This window comes from Christensenella timonensis, from assembly GCF_900087015.1.
GTDB lineage: Bacteria > Bacillota > Clostridia > Christensenellales > Christensenellaceae > Christensenella > Christensenella timonensis.
Map to the genome: position 1 here is coordinate 387,200 of NZ_FLKP01000002.1, position 16,448 is coordinate 403,647.

The window sequence follows — 16,448 nt, forward strand, 5'->3', positions numbered from 1 at the left end:
CCTCTTCTTTCCGAAAAGTATTGGTTTTTCCCTTAGATATCTAAATCTGCGACCAGCTTCGCATTCTCCTCGATGAAATCCCTGCGCGGTTCTACGCTGTCGCCCATGAGGACGGAAAACGTTTCCTCCACCTCGATGGCATTATCCATATCCACCTGCAAAAGCGTACGCGTTTCCGGATCCATCGTCGTTTCCCAAAGCTGATCCGGGTTCATTTCACCCAGGCCCTTATACCGCTGGATCGCCGCGCCGTCGCCCACTTCCTTCAAATATTCCTGCAGCGTTTCGTCGCTGTATAAATATTTATCCTCCGTGCCCTTTTTACTCACCTTGTAAAGCGGCGGCTGCGCGATATACACATAGCCGTTCTCAATGAGCGGGCGCATGTAGCGGTAGAAAAACGTAAGCAGTAAAATCCGGATATGGCTGCCGTCGACATCCGCATCCGTCATACAGATGATCTTGTGGTAACGCAGCTTTTCCACATCGAATTCCTCTCCCATGCCCGCGCCGAACGCAGTGATCATGGCCTTGATCTCCGCATTGGCAAGGGCACGGTCGTGCCGCGCCTTTTCCACGTTCAAAATCTTACCGCGAAGAGGCAGGATCGCCTGGAAGCGGCGGTCGCGTCCCTGTTTGGCACTGCCGCCGGCGCTGTCGCCCTCGACGATAAAGATTTCACACTTGCTGGCGTCTTTTTCGCTGCAGTCCGCAAGCTTGCCCGGCAACGCCGCAGATTCGAGCGCCGTTTTACGCCGCGTCAGCTCCCTTGCCTTTTTTGCAGCCTCCCGCGCGCGTTTCGCGGTCAGGCATTTATCCACAATGACTTTTGCAGTCGCGGGATTTTCTTCCAGGAACGTATTCAGCCCTTCCGCGACCGTACTGTCCGTAAGCGCACGCATTTCGCTGTTACCAAGCTTTGTTTTCGTCTGTCCCTCGAACTGGGGTTCCACAAGCTTGACACTGATAATAGCTGTCAAACCCTCCCTGATGTCCTCTCCGGAGAGCGCAGGCTCGTTTTCCTTGACCAGCTTCATGCGCTTTGCATAATCGTTCACAACGCGCGTGAGCGCGTTTTTAAAGCCATTCAGGTGCGTGCCGCCTTCGTGCGTGGAAATATTGTTCGCAAACGAAAATATATTTTCCGCATACCCTTCGTTATACTGCATCGCGACTTCCACCATGGAAGTTCCTTTTTCCGCGCAGAAATAGACCGGCTCTTCAAAGAGCGGGTTTTTGTTTTTATTCAGGTACTGCACAAAGGATTTAATCCCGCCTTCGTAGCAATATACTTGTTTTAATGGCTTTTCACCGCGCAGGTCTTCCAGCGTGATGCTGATTCCCTTGTTCAAGAACGCCATTTCGCGCAGCCTTACGCGCAGCGTATCGTAAACAAAATTGACGTCTTCAAATATTTCAGGATCCGGCCAGAAACGGATTTCCGTTCCCGTTTCGTCTTCCCCGCATTCCCCTGCGATCTCCAGCCCCGTAACGGGCGCGCCGCGGGTAAATTCCTGGCGATGTATTTTTCCATCGCGCCTTACCTTTGCCACCAGTTTTTCTGAAAGCGCATTGACGACGGATACGCCCACGCCATGCAGGCCGCCGGACACCTTATACCCATCGCCGCCGAACTTTCCGCCCGCGTGCAGCATGGTAAGCGCGACCTCCAGAGTGGAAACGCCCGCCTGCGGATGCATGCCTGTGGGGATGCCCCGGCCGTTGTCCCTTACGTAAAGGCTCCCGTCCTCTTCTATCACAACATAAATATCGCTGCAAAAACCTGCCATCGCTTCGTCGATGGAATTATCCACGATTTCATATACGAGGTGGTGCAGCCCGCGCAGGTCGGTAGACCCGATATACATGCCCGGACGCTTGCGGACAGGCTCCAGTCCCTCTAAAATCTGGATTTGACTCTCGTCATAATGTTCATTCTGATTGCTCATGCATGTACCTCTCTTTTATCTCAAAACACAATTTTCTTCTTCCAGTTCAAACTTCTTGCTGCGCCGAAGCAGCGTACGCGACGAAATAGGCGAAAGAAAGCCCTGCTTCTTTTCGCCTTCCTGCGTAATAATAATGGATTTTGGGTTGTCTTCCGCAATTTTTAAACACTCGATCCCCTTTAAAAAAAGGCTTGTATCTTCATTTTTTACAGCCTCTTCATAGTCCAGGATCATCACAATATTTTCTGTTCTTGCAAAACAGTCGTTTCCCAAATGTAAAATCATATAAAACAAAACTCCCCTACTATATATATTATACTATATATATATATAATAGGGAAGCGTTTTTTACGTTTTTGGCGTTATTTTGCCGCCGGAAACCTCGAATTTATGCACGTTTTCCGAGGATTTTATTTCTTCCGTCCCGGCGGTCGTGATAAAGACCTGTATTCCCCTTAAAACATGCAGTAAATTCTTCTTGCGCGTATCGTCAAGTTCCGAAAAAACATCATCCAGCAAAAGAACAGGCATTTCCCCCGTGCTTTCTTCGAGAATCCTAAGGCATGCCGTTTTGATAGCCAGCATAAGCGTCCTGAGCTGCCCCTGTGACGCGTAAATGCGTACGTCCTTATCATTTATCATGATATCGATATCGTCCCTGTGAGGGCCTGCTGCGCAGCCAAAATCGGCAATCTCCTTTTTTACCAGTTTTTGCAGCGTTTCCCTGACTTGCTTTTCGGGAATGGTCTCCTTGTAGCGGATCGTGATCTTTTCCGTCCCGCCGGATATCTCCTGATGCGTCCTGTTTACATATTCGTTCAGCCTTTTGATATAGGATTTCCGGTTTTTCAAAATGATTTTAATATAGCTTTCCAGCTGATCGTTATATGCTTCGAGCACCGTTTCCGGATTTTTCACACGTTTGGAGCGCAATACGGCATTTTTTTCCGCGATAATGCGCGTATATTTTTTTAAAGCATCCACATAAGAAGGACGGATTTTGGAGATCTCCCCGTCCAAAAACCCCCGCCTGAGAGACGGCCCTTCCTTGGCTGTTTTGATATCTTCGGGCGAAAAGACCACGACATAAAGGTTTCCCAGCAATTCCTTTAAACTCCTCGCCGGTATGCCGTTTATTTTCAGGCCTTTCTTTTTTTCTTTTTCGATCAGCACCTCAATATAGTTGGTTTCGCCGTTACGCACGAATTCCGCCCTGATATACGCTTCGCCCTGTTCAAACATGATCGTTTTACTATCCGTATTTACGCGAAACGATTTTCCATTGGCACAAATATTGATCGCCTCTAAGACATTCGTCTTCCCCTGTGCATTTTTGCCGTAAAGGATATTGATGCCCGGATAAAAATCCATGTTCAATTGTTTATAATTCCTGAAATGAATCAGCCTGATATTCTTTAAAAACATCAATATTTCCTTCTTTAAACTTAAAAAATGCGTATACCAAACCAGTATACGCATTTTTTATCTCATTGCTTAAAATCAATCCTCACGCAACTGTACCGGCAAAATCAGGTATTCATAAATATCCGAATTCTCCTGCTTAACGATACACGGGCTTACTCCCGTATTATACTGCATGAGGATTTCCGGTTCTTCTACGCATTTTAACACGTCGAGCACATATTTTGCGTTGAATGCGATTTTCAAATCGTTTCCTTCCGTGATCACGGGAATTTTTTCGTCGATATTACCCATTTCCGAATTGGAGGTAATATCCAGATTCTTTTCCCTGATCTCAAATTTCACGACATTATTGCTTCCCTCGCGGGCCAGGATCGATGCACGCTCAATACTGTCCTTGAGCATACCCGTTTCCACTTTGACGCTTGTCGCACAATCCTTGGGCAGGAGGTTCCTGTAATTAATATATTCCCCTTCCAAAAGACGCGTAAATATCTGCGTATGGTTTGCTTCAAAAAGCGCCATATTCCCGCTGATCGAAATTTTGATATTCTCTTCCGTATCGTCTATGATCCTGGATACCTCGCGCAGCGTACGCGCCGGGATCACGCAGTTTTTTTCGATATCGGAGATCGCCTGCTGTTTTCTGACCGCCATACGGTACCCGTCAAGCGCCACGATCGTCAGGGAATCCTTTCCTATATCAAAAAAAAGTCCTGTCAGGATCGGCTTATCTTCATTGATCGCCGCAGCAAAGATCGTCTGGTTGATCATACTCTTGAGGATATTCTGCGGGATTTTGATCTGTTCATTTTGCTCTAACACAGGAAAAACAGGAAATTCATCCGGATTCATCTGCTGCAATACGACTTTTGAATTCAGGCAGCTGATCTCCACAGAATTTTCATTGATGCTCGAAAAGCTAACATCGCTGTCCGGGAAACGGTTGATGATTTCATATAAAAGCCTTGCGGGAATTGCAGCATCCCCTGTCTTTTCTACCTGCGCCTCCATTTCAGTCTTGATGGAAAGTGCGATATCCGTTGCCTTTAGCGTAATTCCATCTTCAGAACAGGAAAACAGGATGCACTCCAGGATTGTTTTTTGCATTTTTGAAGCAGCGCGGTTCACTGTTCCGATGGCTGTGAGTAAATTTGTTTTCGTACATGTGAATTGCATGACGCCAGTCCTCCATTTTTTAATTAACCATATATGTGTCAGTTGTATGTATTAGGGCATGTTCATAATGTGGATAAGCCCTTTTTTTCCTAATGTAGCCGTATTTTCCTGCTATCCGTTTTGTGTATGGAGTGTCTTTTTTCCAAGGCATGTCCGTGCACAGAATGGTTTCAATTCGTGGATAAAAATTTTTACAGCAGCCAGAAAATAAAACGATATATTTTTTATCCGCAAGATGTTCTTTCGTTATCCCTTAATTCTTGCTTCGATATCCTCAACGATCCGCTTAAGTTCGATATCCTCCTTGATCTGGTTTTTAATTTTTTCCTCGGCATAGATAACGGTCGTATGGTCTTTTTTACCGAAAAATTCAGCGATTTTCAGGTAGGAAAGGTCTGTCATATCGCGCAGGATATACATGGAGATCTGCCGTGGAAACGCGATTTCCCGGTTTTTTTTCTGGCCCCTTAGATCGTCTTCCTTTACATCGTAGTAGCTGCATACGACGTCCACGACCGATTTTGGCGTAATCGCTTTGACCGTAGGCGTACTGAAAAAGTCGTCCAGCGCTTTTTGGGCAAGTGCAAGGTCTATTTCCTGAATGGAGGAAATATCGTTATGCAGCTCCGCATACATAATGACCTTTTGCAGCGCCCCCTCAAGCGTACGGATGCTGGCATCCTTCTGCTGCGCGATATAGTGGAAGACTTCATTCTTAATAGGAAGGATATCGGGATTCTGTTCCTTTAATGCCTGCATTTTTTTCAAAAGGATGGCTACGCGCGTTTCATAGTCGGGCATTTTGATATCTGCGATAAGGCCCCATTCAAAGCGTGAACGCATGCGTTCTTCAAGCTTTTCCATTTCCTTTGGCGGCCGGTCCGAAGAAATCACGATCTGCTTATTGAGCTCGTGCAGGGCGTTGAAGGTATGGAAAAATTCATCCTGCGTTACGTCCTTTCCGGCGATAAACTGGATATCGTCCACCAAAAGTACGTCCACATTGCGGTATTTATTGCGGAACTGCTCGCGCAGGTCGATATTCGCATTGTTATTGGTAAGCTGGATCATGCGGATCAGCTCGTTCATGAAAGTTTCGCTGGTGACATAAACGATCTGGGCATCCGGATTTTCTTTTTTGATATGGTTGCCGATAGCGTGCATCAGGTGCGTTTTGCCAAGACCGACACCTCCGTATAAAAATAAGGGATTGTAGGAATGTCCCGGGGACTGCGCAACGGCAAGGGCCGCGGCGTTGGCAAATTTATTGGATTCGCCCACGACAAAGCTATCAAAGGTATAGGCCGGGTTGAGCGTGGAGCCCATGGGCTTTTTTGGCTGCGGCTTTTCCGGCGTGATCTCGTTTACCTTGATATTCGCCGCTTCCTGCGGCGTTACAAAGAGAAGCGAAAGATTGACGGAAGAAGCGCCGTAAAGCTCTTCATAGGCAAGCTGCATCGTTTTTTTGATCTGCTCTGCGTATTTTTCATTGATCAGGTTTTTGTGCATGGGGCTGGATACTTCAAAATAATAAGTATTGTCTTCTTCATGGATCGGTTTTAGTTCCTTGATCCATACGTTAAATTGGAACATGGGAAGTTCTTCTTCCAAATAACTCAATGTTTTTTCCCATAGAATGTTAAATACGCCCATCAAAAAAATTCCTCTGCCTTATTTTATGTGGATAACTATGTGCACAGATAAAAGGGCTGTGCACAAGTGTTTCCATGTTCTTGTAAAAAGTTATACGAACGTTATCCACAAATCTATCCACAAAATCCACAAAAATGTGAATAACCATGCGGGTTTGTACGTGTTTTATTATAGCATAAAGGGAGAAAAAAGGGAAAGGAAAAAAGAAATAAAAAGTGATGGAATTGTAATACCGTAAAAACTGTATTAGAATACAAGATAGAAAAAGGGAAACCTGTCCGGTAGGAAAATATGAAAAAGAGAAGAGAAATAAAAAGGATAGCCCAAATAAATTTTTTGGGGCAATACTGGAAGTCGGTCGTAGTGGTACTGATCGTTTCGATCATTCCTTTTTTTATGATGTGGACGGGAACGATTTTTACGATCGCGGCCCTGTACTGTACGGTTTTTATTTTCCAGCTGAGTTTGGTGCAGACGGTGGCCACGACGATCTCGTCCGTTCTGCTGGGGATCATCATGGTGTTGATGCAGCCTATCCTGTCGGTCGGCGCCGCGGGAATGTATATCGATGTTTTTGAAAGCAGGAAAACAAGCGTGTGGAAATGCCTGGGGGGGGTTCCAGAACTTCGGAAACGCGCTTGGGGGTATGTTGTGGATGATCCTGTGGATATTCCTCTGGTCTATCCTCCTTATCGTACCGGGGATCGTCAAAAGTTATTCCTATTGTATGACGCCCTATATATTGTCAGATTGCCCGCGCGTATACGGGCCGGATGCTGTGGAGATATCCAAACGTATGATGCGCGGTTACAAGGCAAAAATATTCGTGGCCCAGCTGAGTTTTTTGGGGTGGATGGTCTTATCCGTGATGACGCTGGGGATATTGTGGATATTTTATGTAGGCCCTTATTATAATACGGTGATGGCAGGATATTATGAGGAGATCAAGCGGGCGGCGGTAAAAAACGGCGCGGTGACGCAGGAAGAATTTGAAGGGGCGGAACTTAGGCCCACGGAAGTTTAGGCTTCGCGCATGCCTTTTTTTGGTTGACACTTGACCTTAATAAATATATAATAATAATCGTCTTTTTATCGAAAAAAATATGGTGCAAGCTTCCGGCGCTTATGTCGGTTAGTAATACGATTACAGAAGTGGAGAGAATGAGATTATGAAAATGACCTATCAGCCCAAAAAGAGAAAACGCAGCCGCGTCCACGGCTTTATGAGCAGAATGAAAACGAAAGCCGGCAGGAATGTCCTGAAAAGAAGACGTGCAAAGGGCAGAAAAGTGCTGTCTGCATAAAAAGTGAACATACTGACTCTGAAAAAAAACAAGGAGTTCAACTTTGTTTACAGGCGTGGGAAGCCTGCAGGATCGCGCGATATGACGCTTATCTGTGCAAAGGGCAGATATGGCGGCGTGCGGGTCGGATTTTCGGTCAGCAAAAAAGTAGGAAACAGTGTGGTGAGAAATCGTACAAGACGCAGGCTAAAGGAAGCGTTTCGTACGTTTTTACCTGTTTTAAGCGGAAATTACAGTCTTGTTTTTGTGGCGCGGCCAACGATCCGCGAGGCGGAGTTTGCAGACATCGAAAGACAGATGCAAACGCTCCTCAATAAGGCCGGACTGCTTTCCCTGAAGGGAGAGAAGCATGAAAAAAGTGATATTGGCGCTCATTAGGTTTTACAGGAGGGCGATCTCGCCTTATTTGCGCCCGTGCTGCCGGTATACGCCGACATGTTCGCAGTATGCGATCGAGGCGGTCACAAAATATGGCGCGCTCAAAGGCTCATTCCTGGCAATCAAGCGGATATTGCGCTGTAACCCGTTGTTTCCGGGCGGATACGATCCCGTTCCATAATTTGGGGAGGATATAGATCTTGGATTTTCTATATAATAACTTTTTATCAGATTTTTTCAGCATTTGCATGAATGGGCTCAACAGCCTATTTGCGGATTATGCGCTGACGATCGTTATCCTGACGATTCTGATCCGCCTGTGCCTGCTGCCGCTCGACTTGAAAATGCGGAGCAATTCCGCTAAGATGCAAGCGCTCGGGCCGGAGATCCAGTCCTTGCAAAAGCGCTATGCCAACAATCCGCAGCAGCTGCAGAGAAAGCAGCAGGAGCTTTATCGCAAGATGAATGTAAAGCCGATGCTGGGCTGCCTTCCGTCGCTCATACAGCTGCCGATCCTTTTTGCGTTTTTCGGCGCAATGCGTGTTCTGCAGAGCCAGCAGACGGTAGCCCTCATGCTTGACGCGGCGCAGTATGGCGCGAGTACGGTGCAGCTTCCCGAATTTTTCTGGGTGCATAACTTCTGGCAGCCGGACAACGGGATGTCCAACATCCTGCCAAACTCGACGGAGTTCCTGTCGTTTATCCAGCAGAACTCCCTGTACATCACCCCGCAGACGATGGGGCTGTTACAGAGCAAGGGGCTGCTTGATTTTTCGACGGGCGTGATGAGCGTACCGGACGCGACGTATACGCAGCTGACGACGCAGATACTCCAGGCGAACGGGTTTGTGGACGCGGCCGGAAAGGTCACCAACTACAATGGATACTTTATCCTGCCGGCGCTTGCGGGCGTGGCATTGTTCCTGCAGCAAAAATTCAATCCTGCCGCGATGAACGGGGGAATGAACATGGCTGCCTCCGGCGGCAGCGAACAGGCAGAGGCACAGGGATGCACCAACAAGATGATGCTTTGGATCTTCCCGATCTTTTCAATCTGGATTTGCGCAACATCGAATACAGCGTTTGCCCTTTACTGGTTCATTTCCAGCTTGTATGCCTTCACGCAGATGAAGCTGGTTGACCTCATTAAAAAGGCACGGGCAAAAAAGAAAGAGGTCAGCGTTGTATAAAAGGGGGATGAAATCGTGAAATATGTGGAAGCAAAGGGTAAGACGGTCGATGAAGCGATCTTCAGCGGCTTGGAGGAATTGGGCCTTGCCCTCGATGAAGTAAATATTGAGATCGTACACGAAGGAAGTAAAGGCTTTTTCGGGCTCGGCAAAAACGCGGTCGTCCGGCTGACGAAAAAGGAAGACGAAAAACCAGAAAAACCAGCGCCCCGGAGCAGCAATAAGGGCGCAGCCAAAAGCGAGGAACGCAAGCCGCGCGTAAACGTCGTCCCGGGAGACAGTGCGCCGGAAAATTTCCTAAACGGGCTTTTCCAGCGGATGGATGTGGATGCTGTCTGCGCCTTAAAAGAAGAAGGTGAAAAAAGCATCCAGATCGAGATCACCGGAAAGGATACGGCGGTGCTGATCGGCCGCCGGGGGGATACGCTGGACGCCCTGCAATATTTGACGGGGCTTGCGGTCAATAAGGGAAAAGACGATTACAAGAAGATCATGCTGGATGCGGAAAACTACCGCCAGAAGCGTGAGCATACATTGGAAAAACTGGCTAAGAGGCTGGCAAGCACGGTGGCGAAAACCGGAAAGCCAATCACGCTGGAGCCTATGAACCCATACGAACGCCGGATATTGCATGCAACGTTGCAGAACAATCCCCGCGTGGAAACGATGTCGGAAGGTGAAGAACCTTACCGCCGTGTGGTGATCAGGAGAAAGCGCAGCGCCGATTAATACGCAAACGGACCCGGCTTTGAATAGTCGGGTTTTTTTGAATCATGTGAGGAACAACGATGCAAGAGGAGACCATTGCAGCAATCGCTACGCCGCCCGGCACGGGAGGCGTAGCCATCATCAGGATCAGCGGGCCGCAGGCAAAAGATGTTTTGCGGCGCGTGTTTTCGCGTGGCGTTTTTGAGCACGCGCGGATGTATCATGGCAGGATCGTACGTGACGGCGAGCTTTTGGACGAAGGCATGGCTGTGTTTTTCCGGGCGCCGCATTCGTATACGGGCGAGGACGTGGCAGAGCTGCATTGCCATGGAAGCCTGGTCGGGCTTCGCGGCGTACTGGACTTCGTATTTGCGTCCGGGGCGCGCCCGGCACAAGCGGGAGAGTTTACGCGGCGCGCTTTTTTGAACGGGAAGATGGACTTGACGCAGGCAGAAGCGGTATGCGATTTTATTTCCGCTTCCTCTAAGGCAGGGGCAAAAGCTTCCCTAAGGCAGCTTGCCGGAGGATTGAAGGATACGGTGTCCGCCTTCCAAAGCGAGCTGACCGACCTGTTGGCGCAGGTCACGGCAGCGGTGGAATATCCGGAGGAAGACCTGGAGCACGAGATCACCGCGGATGCGCTGCCGTTGATTGGAAAACTGAAAAAAAGCATCGGGCAATTGGCAGATACGTTTGAGCAGGGGCGGGTCTTGAAGGAAGGGCTCGATGTGGCGATCGCCGGAAAACCGAACGTGGGAAAATCGTCTTTGATGAACGCGCTTTTGGGGCACGAGCGTGCCATTGTGGCAGACGTTCCGGGCACGACGCGGGATACGATCGACCAAAGCTTTTACATCGATGATATCAGGATAAACCTGACGGATACGGCAGGAATCAGGAACACAGACGATTTTATTGAAAGCAAAGGCGTAGAACGGTCTAAAAACGCCGTAGAAACGAGTAAATTGACGATTTTTGTGCTGGATGCGGCGGAGGGAATATCGGCGGAAGACCAGGACGTGTTTGAAACGCTTAAAAACAGTGAAGCCGATGTTCTGGTCGTTTTGAATAAATTAGATGCTTCTGAGAGGCTCACAGAAAAGGATGTTTTATCACAGTTTCTTGCATATCCCGTGCTATGTGTTTCCGCTAAAACGGGCGAAGGCATGGAAGCACTGAGGGCGTGGTTGTATCAATATGCGTTGAAGGATCAAACTTCGGCGGAAGGTACGGTTATTACAAATTTGCGCCACAGGTATGCGCTGCTCGATGCGGCGGCAAAACTAGGGGAAGCGCAGGACGCTCTTGAACACGGAATGGATATGGACTGCGTGACCATTGACCTAAATGGAGCATGGATGAGTTTGGGGGAAATTACGGGCAACACGGTCAGCGAGGAGATCATTGACCGCGTGTTCGAGAATTTTTGCCTGGGGAAATAAGGAGAACGTATGACGGAATACGATGGCGGGCAATTTGATATCGTGGTCGTGGGTGCGGGCCACGCGGGTGTGGAAGCTGCGCTTGCCTGTGCACGCCTTGGGAAAAGGACGCTACTTGCGACGATCAATATGGACGCCATAGCATTGATGGCATGCAATCCGGCTATCGGCGGCAGCGCAAAGGGGCATTTGGTGCGCGAGATCGATGCGTTGGGCGGGCAGATGGGCCTCGCCGCAGACGCGACTTTTATCCAGATCAAGATGTTGAATACAAAAAAAGGGCCGGCGGTGCATTCGCTGCGCGCACAGCAGGATAAAAAGCAGTATCAGGCCTATATGAAGCAAGTGCTTGAGAATACGGACAACCTCTCGCTTGTGCAGGACGAAATCACACAGCTTATGACGGACGACAAGGGCGTCACGGGCGTGACCGGAGCGATGGGCGCACGGTACTTGGCCCGCGCAGTCATATTGGCGACGGGCGTGTATCTAAAAGGAAAGGTGATCGTTGGGGAATTTGCGAAAAGCGCCGGGCCGAGCGGCCTTTTCCCTGCGGAGTATTTGAGCGGCAGCCTTTCTTCCCTTGGTTTTTCGCTGCAGCGCTTCAAGACGGGTACGCCTGCGCGCGTGGATGCGCGCTCTATCGATTTTTCCAAAACGACGCCGCAGTATGGGGATGAAAGGATCGTACCCTTTTCTTTTATGAGCAGCAGGATCGAGCGGGAGCAGGTTCCCTGCTTCCTTACCTACACAAACGAAAAAACGCACGGGATCATTCGCGAGAACATACACAGGAGCCCGCTGTACAGCGGCATGATCGAGGGAATCGGGCCGAGGTACTGCCCGTCTATCGAGGATAAGGTGGTCAAATTTCCGGACAAGGAGCGGCACCAGCTGTTTTTGGAGCCGGAGGGGCTGCATACAAATGAAATATATGTGCAGGGCATGTCCTCCAGCTTGCCTGTCGAGGTGCAGGTCGCGCTTTACCGGACGATTCCGGGATTGGAAAAGGTGCATTTCGTACGCCCGGCTTATGCGATCGAGTATGATTGCATCGATCCGACGCGGCTTATGCCCAGCCTGCAAACAAAGGATGTTCCCGGCCTTTTTACGGCAGGACAGATCAACGGTACCTCCGGATATGAGGAGGCGGGCGCGCAAGGACTTGTCGCAGGGATCAATACCTGCCGCTACCTGGATGGGCAGTCGCCCGTTATTTTGGGCCGCGACCAGGCGTATGCGGGCGTGTTGATCGACGACCTTGTGACGAAAGGGACAAAAGAGCCGTACCGTATGATGACGGCGCGTGCCGAATACCGCTTGCTTTTGCGGCAGGACAACGCGGATACGCGCCTTACGCAGATCGGGCGGGACGTGGGGCTCGTGGATGACGCACGTTACGACCGCTTCATGTATAAGATGGAAAATGTTTCACGTGAAACAAAACGCCTCAACGAAACGACGGTGGGACGTATGGATGCGGATGCTTTTTTGAAAAAGCGCGGCATGCAGGAAACGGGTAAGGGAATGAAGCTTTCCGCTCTGCTTATGCGGCCGGGGGTCAGGTATGAAGATATCCGGCAGCTTTACGGGCATTGCCCGGAACTGGAAGAGGATATAGCCCTGCAGATCGAGACAAATATTAAATATGCGGGCTATATCGATAAGCAGCTAAAGCAGGTCGCGGCGGCGGAAGCGCTCAACAAAAAGCAGATACCTCCGGAGATAGATTATACACGGATCAGCGGGCTACGGCTGGAAGCGCGTGCAAAATTAAACGATGTGCGCCCGCTAAGCGTGGGGCAGGCGTCGCGCATTTCGGGAGTATCGCCTGCGGATATTTCGGTATTGCTGGTGTATCTGGCATCGATCGGCAAATGAAAAGACGGACTACAGGACAGGACGCCCCAAAAGGAGGACGTGATGGAAAAAACCGTTGAATCGGAAAGATTGGTTTTCAGGAAATTAAAGAAGGAAGATTTTGATACGATTTCCGTTTTTTTGAAAGCCCCGGACGTGATGTATGCGTGGGGGCATGGCTTTTCCGATGAAGAAGTCCGGGAGTGGCTGGATAAGAACTTGAAACGCTACGAGGACAATGGCTACGCCTTTTTTCTTGCGGTAAACAAGCAAACGCAGGATGCAGTAGGCACCATGGGCATTATTTACAATGAGATCGACGGCAGGTGGCGCTGGGAGATCGGTTATATTCTGGATAAACGTTTTTGGGGGCAGGGATATGCGCGTGAAGGCGCAAAAGCTTTCCTCGATCACGCATTTACAAAGATGGGTATCGACGAAGTGGCCTTCCAGATCCGCGACAGCAACATTGCCTCGCAAAAGGTCGCGGAATCGTTGGGTGCCTGCCGGGAGGGAGCGTATATCCGTCACTACTATGGCGAAGATATGCCGCATTACATTTATGTAGTAAGGAAATAGCAGGGCACGGTAATGGTAAAGGAAATGTTTCACGTGAAACATTACGCAAGGAGCAGGACATGGATTTTGATTTCAAAAAGGCGAAATGGCTAAATGAGCCGGAAAAACATGAGGAAAGCGGCCATAAAGCAGTAATCTATACACAGCCCGGAACGGATATCTGGCAGCGTACCTATTATGGCGCCTGCCAGAACAATCCGCACGCGCTGCTCATCGACACACAGGAAAATGAATTCACGTTCACGGTAAAGACGACCTTTGCGACCGCTTCACTCTATGACCATTGCGGGGCGCTCCTATACCTGGATGAAGAAAACTGGGCAAAGGTTTGTACAGAATACGAAACAGGGGACGAACAGATGCTGGGCAGCGTCGTCACGAACCTGGGCTACTCGGACTGGGGCGGCACTTATATCAGTGAAAAGGTAAAACGCATGTACTACCGCGTGAGCCGGCGCGGCAATGATTTCCTGTTCGAGAGCGCGACGGACGGAGAGAATTTCAGGCAAATGCGGTTTTTCCACATGTTTTGCGAAAATGAACCGCTTAGCGTGGGCATATTCGCGTGCAGCCCATACGAGAAGGGGTTCAAAGCGGTTTTTGAGGATATGGAATTTACGGAATGCGTATGGCGAGGGCCTTCCGCAGAATAACGGAGGCGGAAATGTCGGTGTTTTTAGAAGAACTGGATGCGCTTTGTACACAAAACGGTTATGAGGTGCCAAAAGCTGCCATGCAAAGTATGGAAGCCTACTACGACTGCCTGGTCATAACAAACAGGCAGTACAACCTGACGGCGATCGTAGAGCCAAAGGCCGCCGCGCTCAAGCATTTTTTTGACAGCATCGTGCCTTGTGCGTTGCTGCCGAAAAACGGCAGGGTCGTTGACGTAGGCAGCGGCGCAGGGTTTCCCATAGCCCCGCTAAAGGCGGTGCGCGGGGATATCCGCGCGTTTGCCATAGAATCCTCCAAAAAGAAATGTGATTTCATTATTGACGCAGCAAGGAAGGCGGCGCTCGACATCACGGTATTCCATGAGCGTGCGGAGGCGATCGCGGCAGGAAAGCCGCGGGAAAGCTTTGATGCCTGTGTTTCGCGCGCGGTCGCACCTTTAAGTATATTATGCGAGCTGTGCGCGCCCCTCCTGAAAAACGGAGGGCTGTTTTTAGCATATAAGGGGAATTACGAAGCGGAGCTTAAGCAGGCCCAAAATGCGCTCAGGACGCTGAACTTGGAGCCCTTACAAACCGTGAGGATGCCGCATGGGGAATATGCGCACCATGTCCTTGTTTTCAGGAAAACAGGGGAAAACGCCGCAAAATACCCACGGCGGTATGCGCAGATCGTAAAGGCCCCCCTATAATAGTTCATATTGGATTCGCAAAAGTATGATAAAATGAAATATCCTGAAGAAAAGAAGGCAATGGTATGAATTGGTTCAGAAAATTTATGATGGGAAGGTACGGCGGTGACCAGCTGGGTATGTTCCTGATCATCCTATCCATCGTCCTCAGCATTGTATTGATGTTTGTGCCGGTGGCGTTCATCGGCTGGTTGAGCTGGATTCCGCTTGTTTTTGCGGTCTACCGGATGTTTTCCAAAAACATCACCAGGCGCCAGCAGGAAAACTTTGCCTACCTGCGCAAATGGGGGGCGATCAAGACATGGTTTTGGAAACTGAAAAGCGGTACCCTGGTCGACAAAACGCACAAGACTTTCAAGTGCCCCAAATGTGGACAAAAACTGCGTGTGCCGCGGGGCAAGGGGAAGATCAGCATCACCTGCAGCAAGTGCGGGAACAAGTTTGTTAAAAAAACCTGATTTCCATATTTGGTATGAATGAGTGAAAAAATCCCGTGATACATACGATATGTTGTATGTAATGCGGGATTTACTTTGTGGAAAAGCAAACATGGAAACAAAACTTTTCAATGCGGCCATTTTCCGTTATAATAAGAAGTACTGGTTTTGACAGTTTATATGCTGAGGAGAGTGAAATCATTTGGGTAAAATCATAGCGATCGCCAACCAGAAGGGCGGCGTGGGCAAAACGACGACGGCCATCAATTTAAGCGCGTGCGTGGCAAGCATGGGAAGACGCGTGCTGCTGATCGATATCGACCCGCAGGGCAACAGCACGAGCGGCCTTGGCGTGGAGCGCACGGGGTTGAGCAAGTCCTCTTATAACGTGTTGGTAACGGGAACCTCCCCGCTCGAAGCGATCCGGCCGACGATGATCAAAACGCTCGATTTGATGCCCGCGAATATCGACCTTGTAGGCGCGGAGGTAGAGCTCGTTTCCATGATGGCCAGGGAATCGATCTTAAAGCGTGCCTTAGAGGAAGTCAAAGGATTGTATGATTACATTTTTATGGATTGCCCGCCTTCCCTTGGATTGATCACGCTCAACGCACTCACCGCAGCAGATAAGATATTGGTACCGATCCAATGCGAATATTATGCGCTGGAGGGGCTGACACAGCTGATGAGCACGGTCAAGCTGGTACGCCAGAGCTTAAACCCCGGACTGGAGGTCGAAGGCGTCGTGCTGACGATGTTCGACAGCCGTACCAACCTCTCTGTGCAGGTGGTGGAAGAAGTGCGGAAGTTCTTTAAAAACAAAGTATATGAAACGGTGATCCCGCGCAACGTCCGCCTGGGCGAAGCGCCGAGCTACGGGCTTCCCGTATTGCTGTACGACGAAAAATGCCTGGGAACGGAAGCGTACAACGAATTGGCGCGCGAGTTCCTGGTCAACGACAGGAAGTAAACCATAAACCATTG

The 16,448-nt window shown here is 49.5% G+C and carries 18 protein-coding genes; 13 read left to right on the top strand and 5 right to left on the bottom strand.

Features of this window, described 5'->3' with window-relative positions; translation table 11 throughout:
• Positions 1-32 precede the first annotated feature (32 nt).
• The 5 genes from gyrB to dnaA all read right to left on the bottom strand — a co-directional run bounded on the left by gyrB (position 33) and on the right by dnaA (position 6,206).
• On the bottom strand, positions 33-1,949 hold the full coding sequence (gyrB, locus tag BN6471_RS03320) for a DNA topoisomerase (ATP-hydrolyzing) subunit B (protein ID WP_066645502.1): 1,917 nt from the start codon (positions 1,947-1,949) through the stop codon (positions 33-35).
• Positions 1,950-1,964: 15 nt separating this feature from the next.
• Complete coding sequence (gene remB, locus BN6471_RS03325; protein ID WP_066649738.1) at positions 1,965-2,234, bottom strand: extracellular matrix regulator RemB; 270 nt, start codon at positions 2,232-2,234, stop codon at positions 1,965-1,967.
• Positions 2,235-2,297: 63 nt separating this feature from the next.
• Positions 2,298-3,374 (bottom strand): DNA replication/repair protein RecF, encoded by a 1,077-nt coding sequence (gene recF / locus BN6471_RS03330; protein WP_066649740.1) that lies wholly within the window; start codon positions 3,372-3,374, stop codon positions 2,298-2,300.
• Between the two features lie 75 nt (positions 3,375-3,449).
• On the bottom strand, positions 3,450-4,550 hold the full coding sequence (gene dnaN, locus BN6471_RS03335; protein WP_066645507.1) for a DNA polymerase III subunit beta: 1,101 nt from the start codon (positions 4,548-4,550) through the stop codon (positions 3,450-3,452).
• Between the two features lie 246 nt (positions 4,551-4,796).
• Positions 4,797-6,206 carry a chromosomal replication initiator protein DnaA gene (gene dnaA, locus BN6471_RS03340; protein ID WP_066645509.1) on the bottom strand — a complete coding sequence of 470 codons (1,410 nt, stop codon included), beginning with the start codon at positions 6,204-6,206 and terminating at the stop codon, positions 4,797-4,799.
• Between the two features lie 643 nt (positions 6,207-6,849).
• Between dnaA and BN6471_RS03350 the strand changes: the two genes are divergently transcribed.
• From BN6471_RS03350 to BN6471_RS03410, 13 genes are all read left to right on the top strand, one after another.
• A complete protein-coding gene (locus BN6471_RS03350; protein ID WP_162270174.1) occupies positions 6,850-7,227 on the top strand; it encodes a DUF975 family protein in 378 nt (125 codons plus the stop codon).
• Positions 7,228-7,372: 145 nt separating this feature from the next.
• Positions 7,373-7,507: a 50S ribosomal protein L34 gene (rpmH, locus tag BN6471_RS03355; protein WP_066645513.1), complete on the top strand. Its 135-nt coding sequence runs from the start codon at positions 7,373-7,375 to the stop codon at positions 7,505-7,507.
• A 3-nt stretch (positions 7,508-7,510) separates the two neighbouring features.
• Positions 7,511-7,885 carry a ribonuclease P protein component gene (gene rnpA, locus BN6471_RS03360; RefSeq protein ID WP_082903313.1) on the top strand — a complete coding sequence of 125 codons (375 nt, stop codon included), beginning with the start codon at positions 7,511-7,513 and terminating at the stop codon, positions 7,883-7,885.
• Positions 7,857-8,066: a membrane protein insertion efficiency factor YidD gene (yidD, locus tag BN6471_RS03365; RefSeq protein WP_066645514.1), complete on the top strand. Its 210-nt coding sequence runs from the start codon at positions 7,857-7,859 to the stop codon at positions 8,064-8,066. The genes rnpA and yidD overlap by 29 nt, the downstream gene beginning before the upstream one ends.
• A 19-nt stretch (positions 8,067-8,085) precedes the next feature.
• On the top strand, positions 8,086-9,075 hold the full coding sequence (locus BN6471_RS03370) for a YidC/Oxa1 family membrane protein insertase (RefSeq protein ID WP_066645515.1): 990 nt from the start codon (positions 8,086-8,088) through the stop codon (positions 9,073-9,075).
• A 15-nt stretch (positions 9,076-9,090) separates the two neighbouring features.
• A complete protein-coding gene (gene jag, locus BN6471_RS03375) occupies positions 9,091-9,804 on the top strand; it encodes an RNA-binding cell elongation regulator Jag/EloR (protein WP_066645517.1) in 714 nt (237 codons plus the stop codon).
• A 59-nt stretch (positions 9,805-9,863) separates the two neighbouring features.
• Positions 9,864-11,225: a tRNA uridine-5-carboxymethylaminomethyl(34) synthesis GTPase MnmE gene (mnmE, locus tag BN6471_RS03380; protein WP_066645519.1), complete on the top strand. Its 1,362-nt coding sequence runs from the start codon at positions 9,864-9,866 to the stop codon at positions 11,223-11,225.
• A gap of 9 nt (positions 11,226-11,234) precedes the next feature.
• Entirely contained in the window at positions 11,235-13,106 is a 1,872-nt protein-coding gene (mnmG, locus tag BN6471_RS03385; RefSeq protein WP_066645521.1) for a tRNA uridine-5-carboxymethylaminomethyl(34) synthesis enzyme MnmG, read from the top strand.
• 42 nt (positions 13,107-13,148) lie between these two features.
• On the top strand, positions 13,149-13,664 hold the full coding sequence (locus tag BN6471_RS03390; RefSeq protein ID WP_066645523.1) for a GNAT family N-acetyltransferase: 516 nt from the start codon (positions 13,149-13,151) through the stop codon (positions 13,662-13,664).
• 59 nt (positions 13,665-13,723) lie between these two features.
• On the top strand, positions 13,724-14,317 hold the full coding sequence (locus BN6471_RS03395) for a DUF1349 domain-containing protein (RefSeq protein WP_066645525.1): 594 nt from the start codon (positions 13,724-13,726) through the stop codon (positions 14,315-14,317).
• A gap of 11 nt (positions 14,318-14,328) precedes the next feature.
• A complete protein-coding gene (gene rsmG, locus BN6471_RS03400) occupies positions 14,329-15,027 on the top strand; it encodes a 16S rRNA (guanine(527)-N(7))-methyltransferase RsmG (protein ID WP_066645527.1) in 699 nt (232 codons plus the stop codon).
• A 65-nt stretch (positions 15,028-15,092) separates the two neighbouring features.
• Positions 15,093-15,485, top strand: coding sequence for a hypothetical protein (locus BN6471_RS03405; protein ID WP_066645529.1), 393 nt, complete (start codon positions 15,093-15,095; stop codon positions 15,483-15,485).
• A 181-nt stretch (positions 15,486-15,666) separates the two neighbouring features.
• On the top strand, positions 15,667-16,434 hold the full coding sequence (locus BN6471_RS03410; RefSeq protein ID WP_066645532.1) for a ParA family protein: 768 nt from the start codon (positions 15,667-15,669) through the stop codon (positions 16,432-16,434).
• Positions 16,435-16,448: the final 14 nt, after the last annotated feature.

Excerpts from the sequence above, each read along its gene's own strand:
- gyrB (WP_066645502.1), bottom strand. The coding sequence starts at position 1,949 with ATGAGCAATCAGAATGAACATTATGACGAGAGTCAAATCCAGATTTTA.
- remB (WP_066649738.1), bottom strand. The coding sequence starts at position 2,234 with ATGATTTTACATTTGGGAAACGACTGTTTTGCAAGAACAGAAAATATT.
- recF (WP_066649740.1), bottom strand. The coding sequence starts at position 3,374 with ATGTTTTTAAAGAATATCAGGCTGATTCATTTCAGGAATTATAAACAA.
- dnaN (WP_066645507.1), bottom strand. The coding sequence starts at position 4,550 with ATGCAATTCACATGTACGAAAACAAATTTACTCACAGCCATCGGAACA.
- BN6471_RS03350 (WP_162270174.1), top strand. The coding sequence starts at position 6,850 with ATGTTGTGGATGATCCTGTGGATATTCCTCTGGTCTATCCTCCTTATC.
- rpmH (WP_066645513.1), top strand. The coding sequence starts at position 7,373 with ATGAAAATGACCTATCAGCCCAAAAAGAGAAAACGCAGCCGCGTCCAC.
- yidD (WP_066645514.1), top strand. The coding sequence starts at position 7,857 with ATGAAAAAAGTGATATTGGCGCTCATTAGGTTTTACAGGAGGGCGATC.
- mnmE (WP_066645519.1), top strand. The coding sequence starts at position 9,864 with ATGCAAGAGGAGACCATTGCAGCAATCGCTACGCCGCCCGGCACGGGA.
- mnmG (WP_066645521.1), top strand. The coding sequence starts at position 11,235 with ATGACGGAATACGATGGCGGGCAATTTGATATCGTGGTCGTGGGTGCG.
- BN6471_RS03390 (WP_066645523.1), top strand. The coding sequence starts at position 13,149 with ATGGAAAAAACCGTTGAATCGGAAAGATTGGTTTTCAGGAAATTAAAG.
- BN6471_RS03395 (WP_066645525.1), top strand. The coding sequence starts at position 13,724 with ATGGATTTTGATTTCAAAAAGGCGAAATGGCTAAATGAGCCGGAAAAA.
- rsmG (WP_066645527.1), top strand. The coding sequence starts at position 14,329 with ATGTCGGTGTTTTTAGAAGAACTGGATGCGCTTTGTACACAAAACGGT.
- BN6471_RS03405 (WP_066645529.1), top strand. The coding sequence starts at position 15,093 with ATGAATTGGTTCAGAAAATTTATGATGGGAAGGTACGGCGGTGACCAG.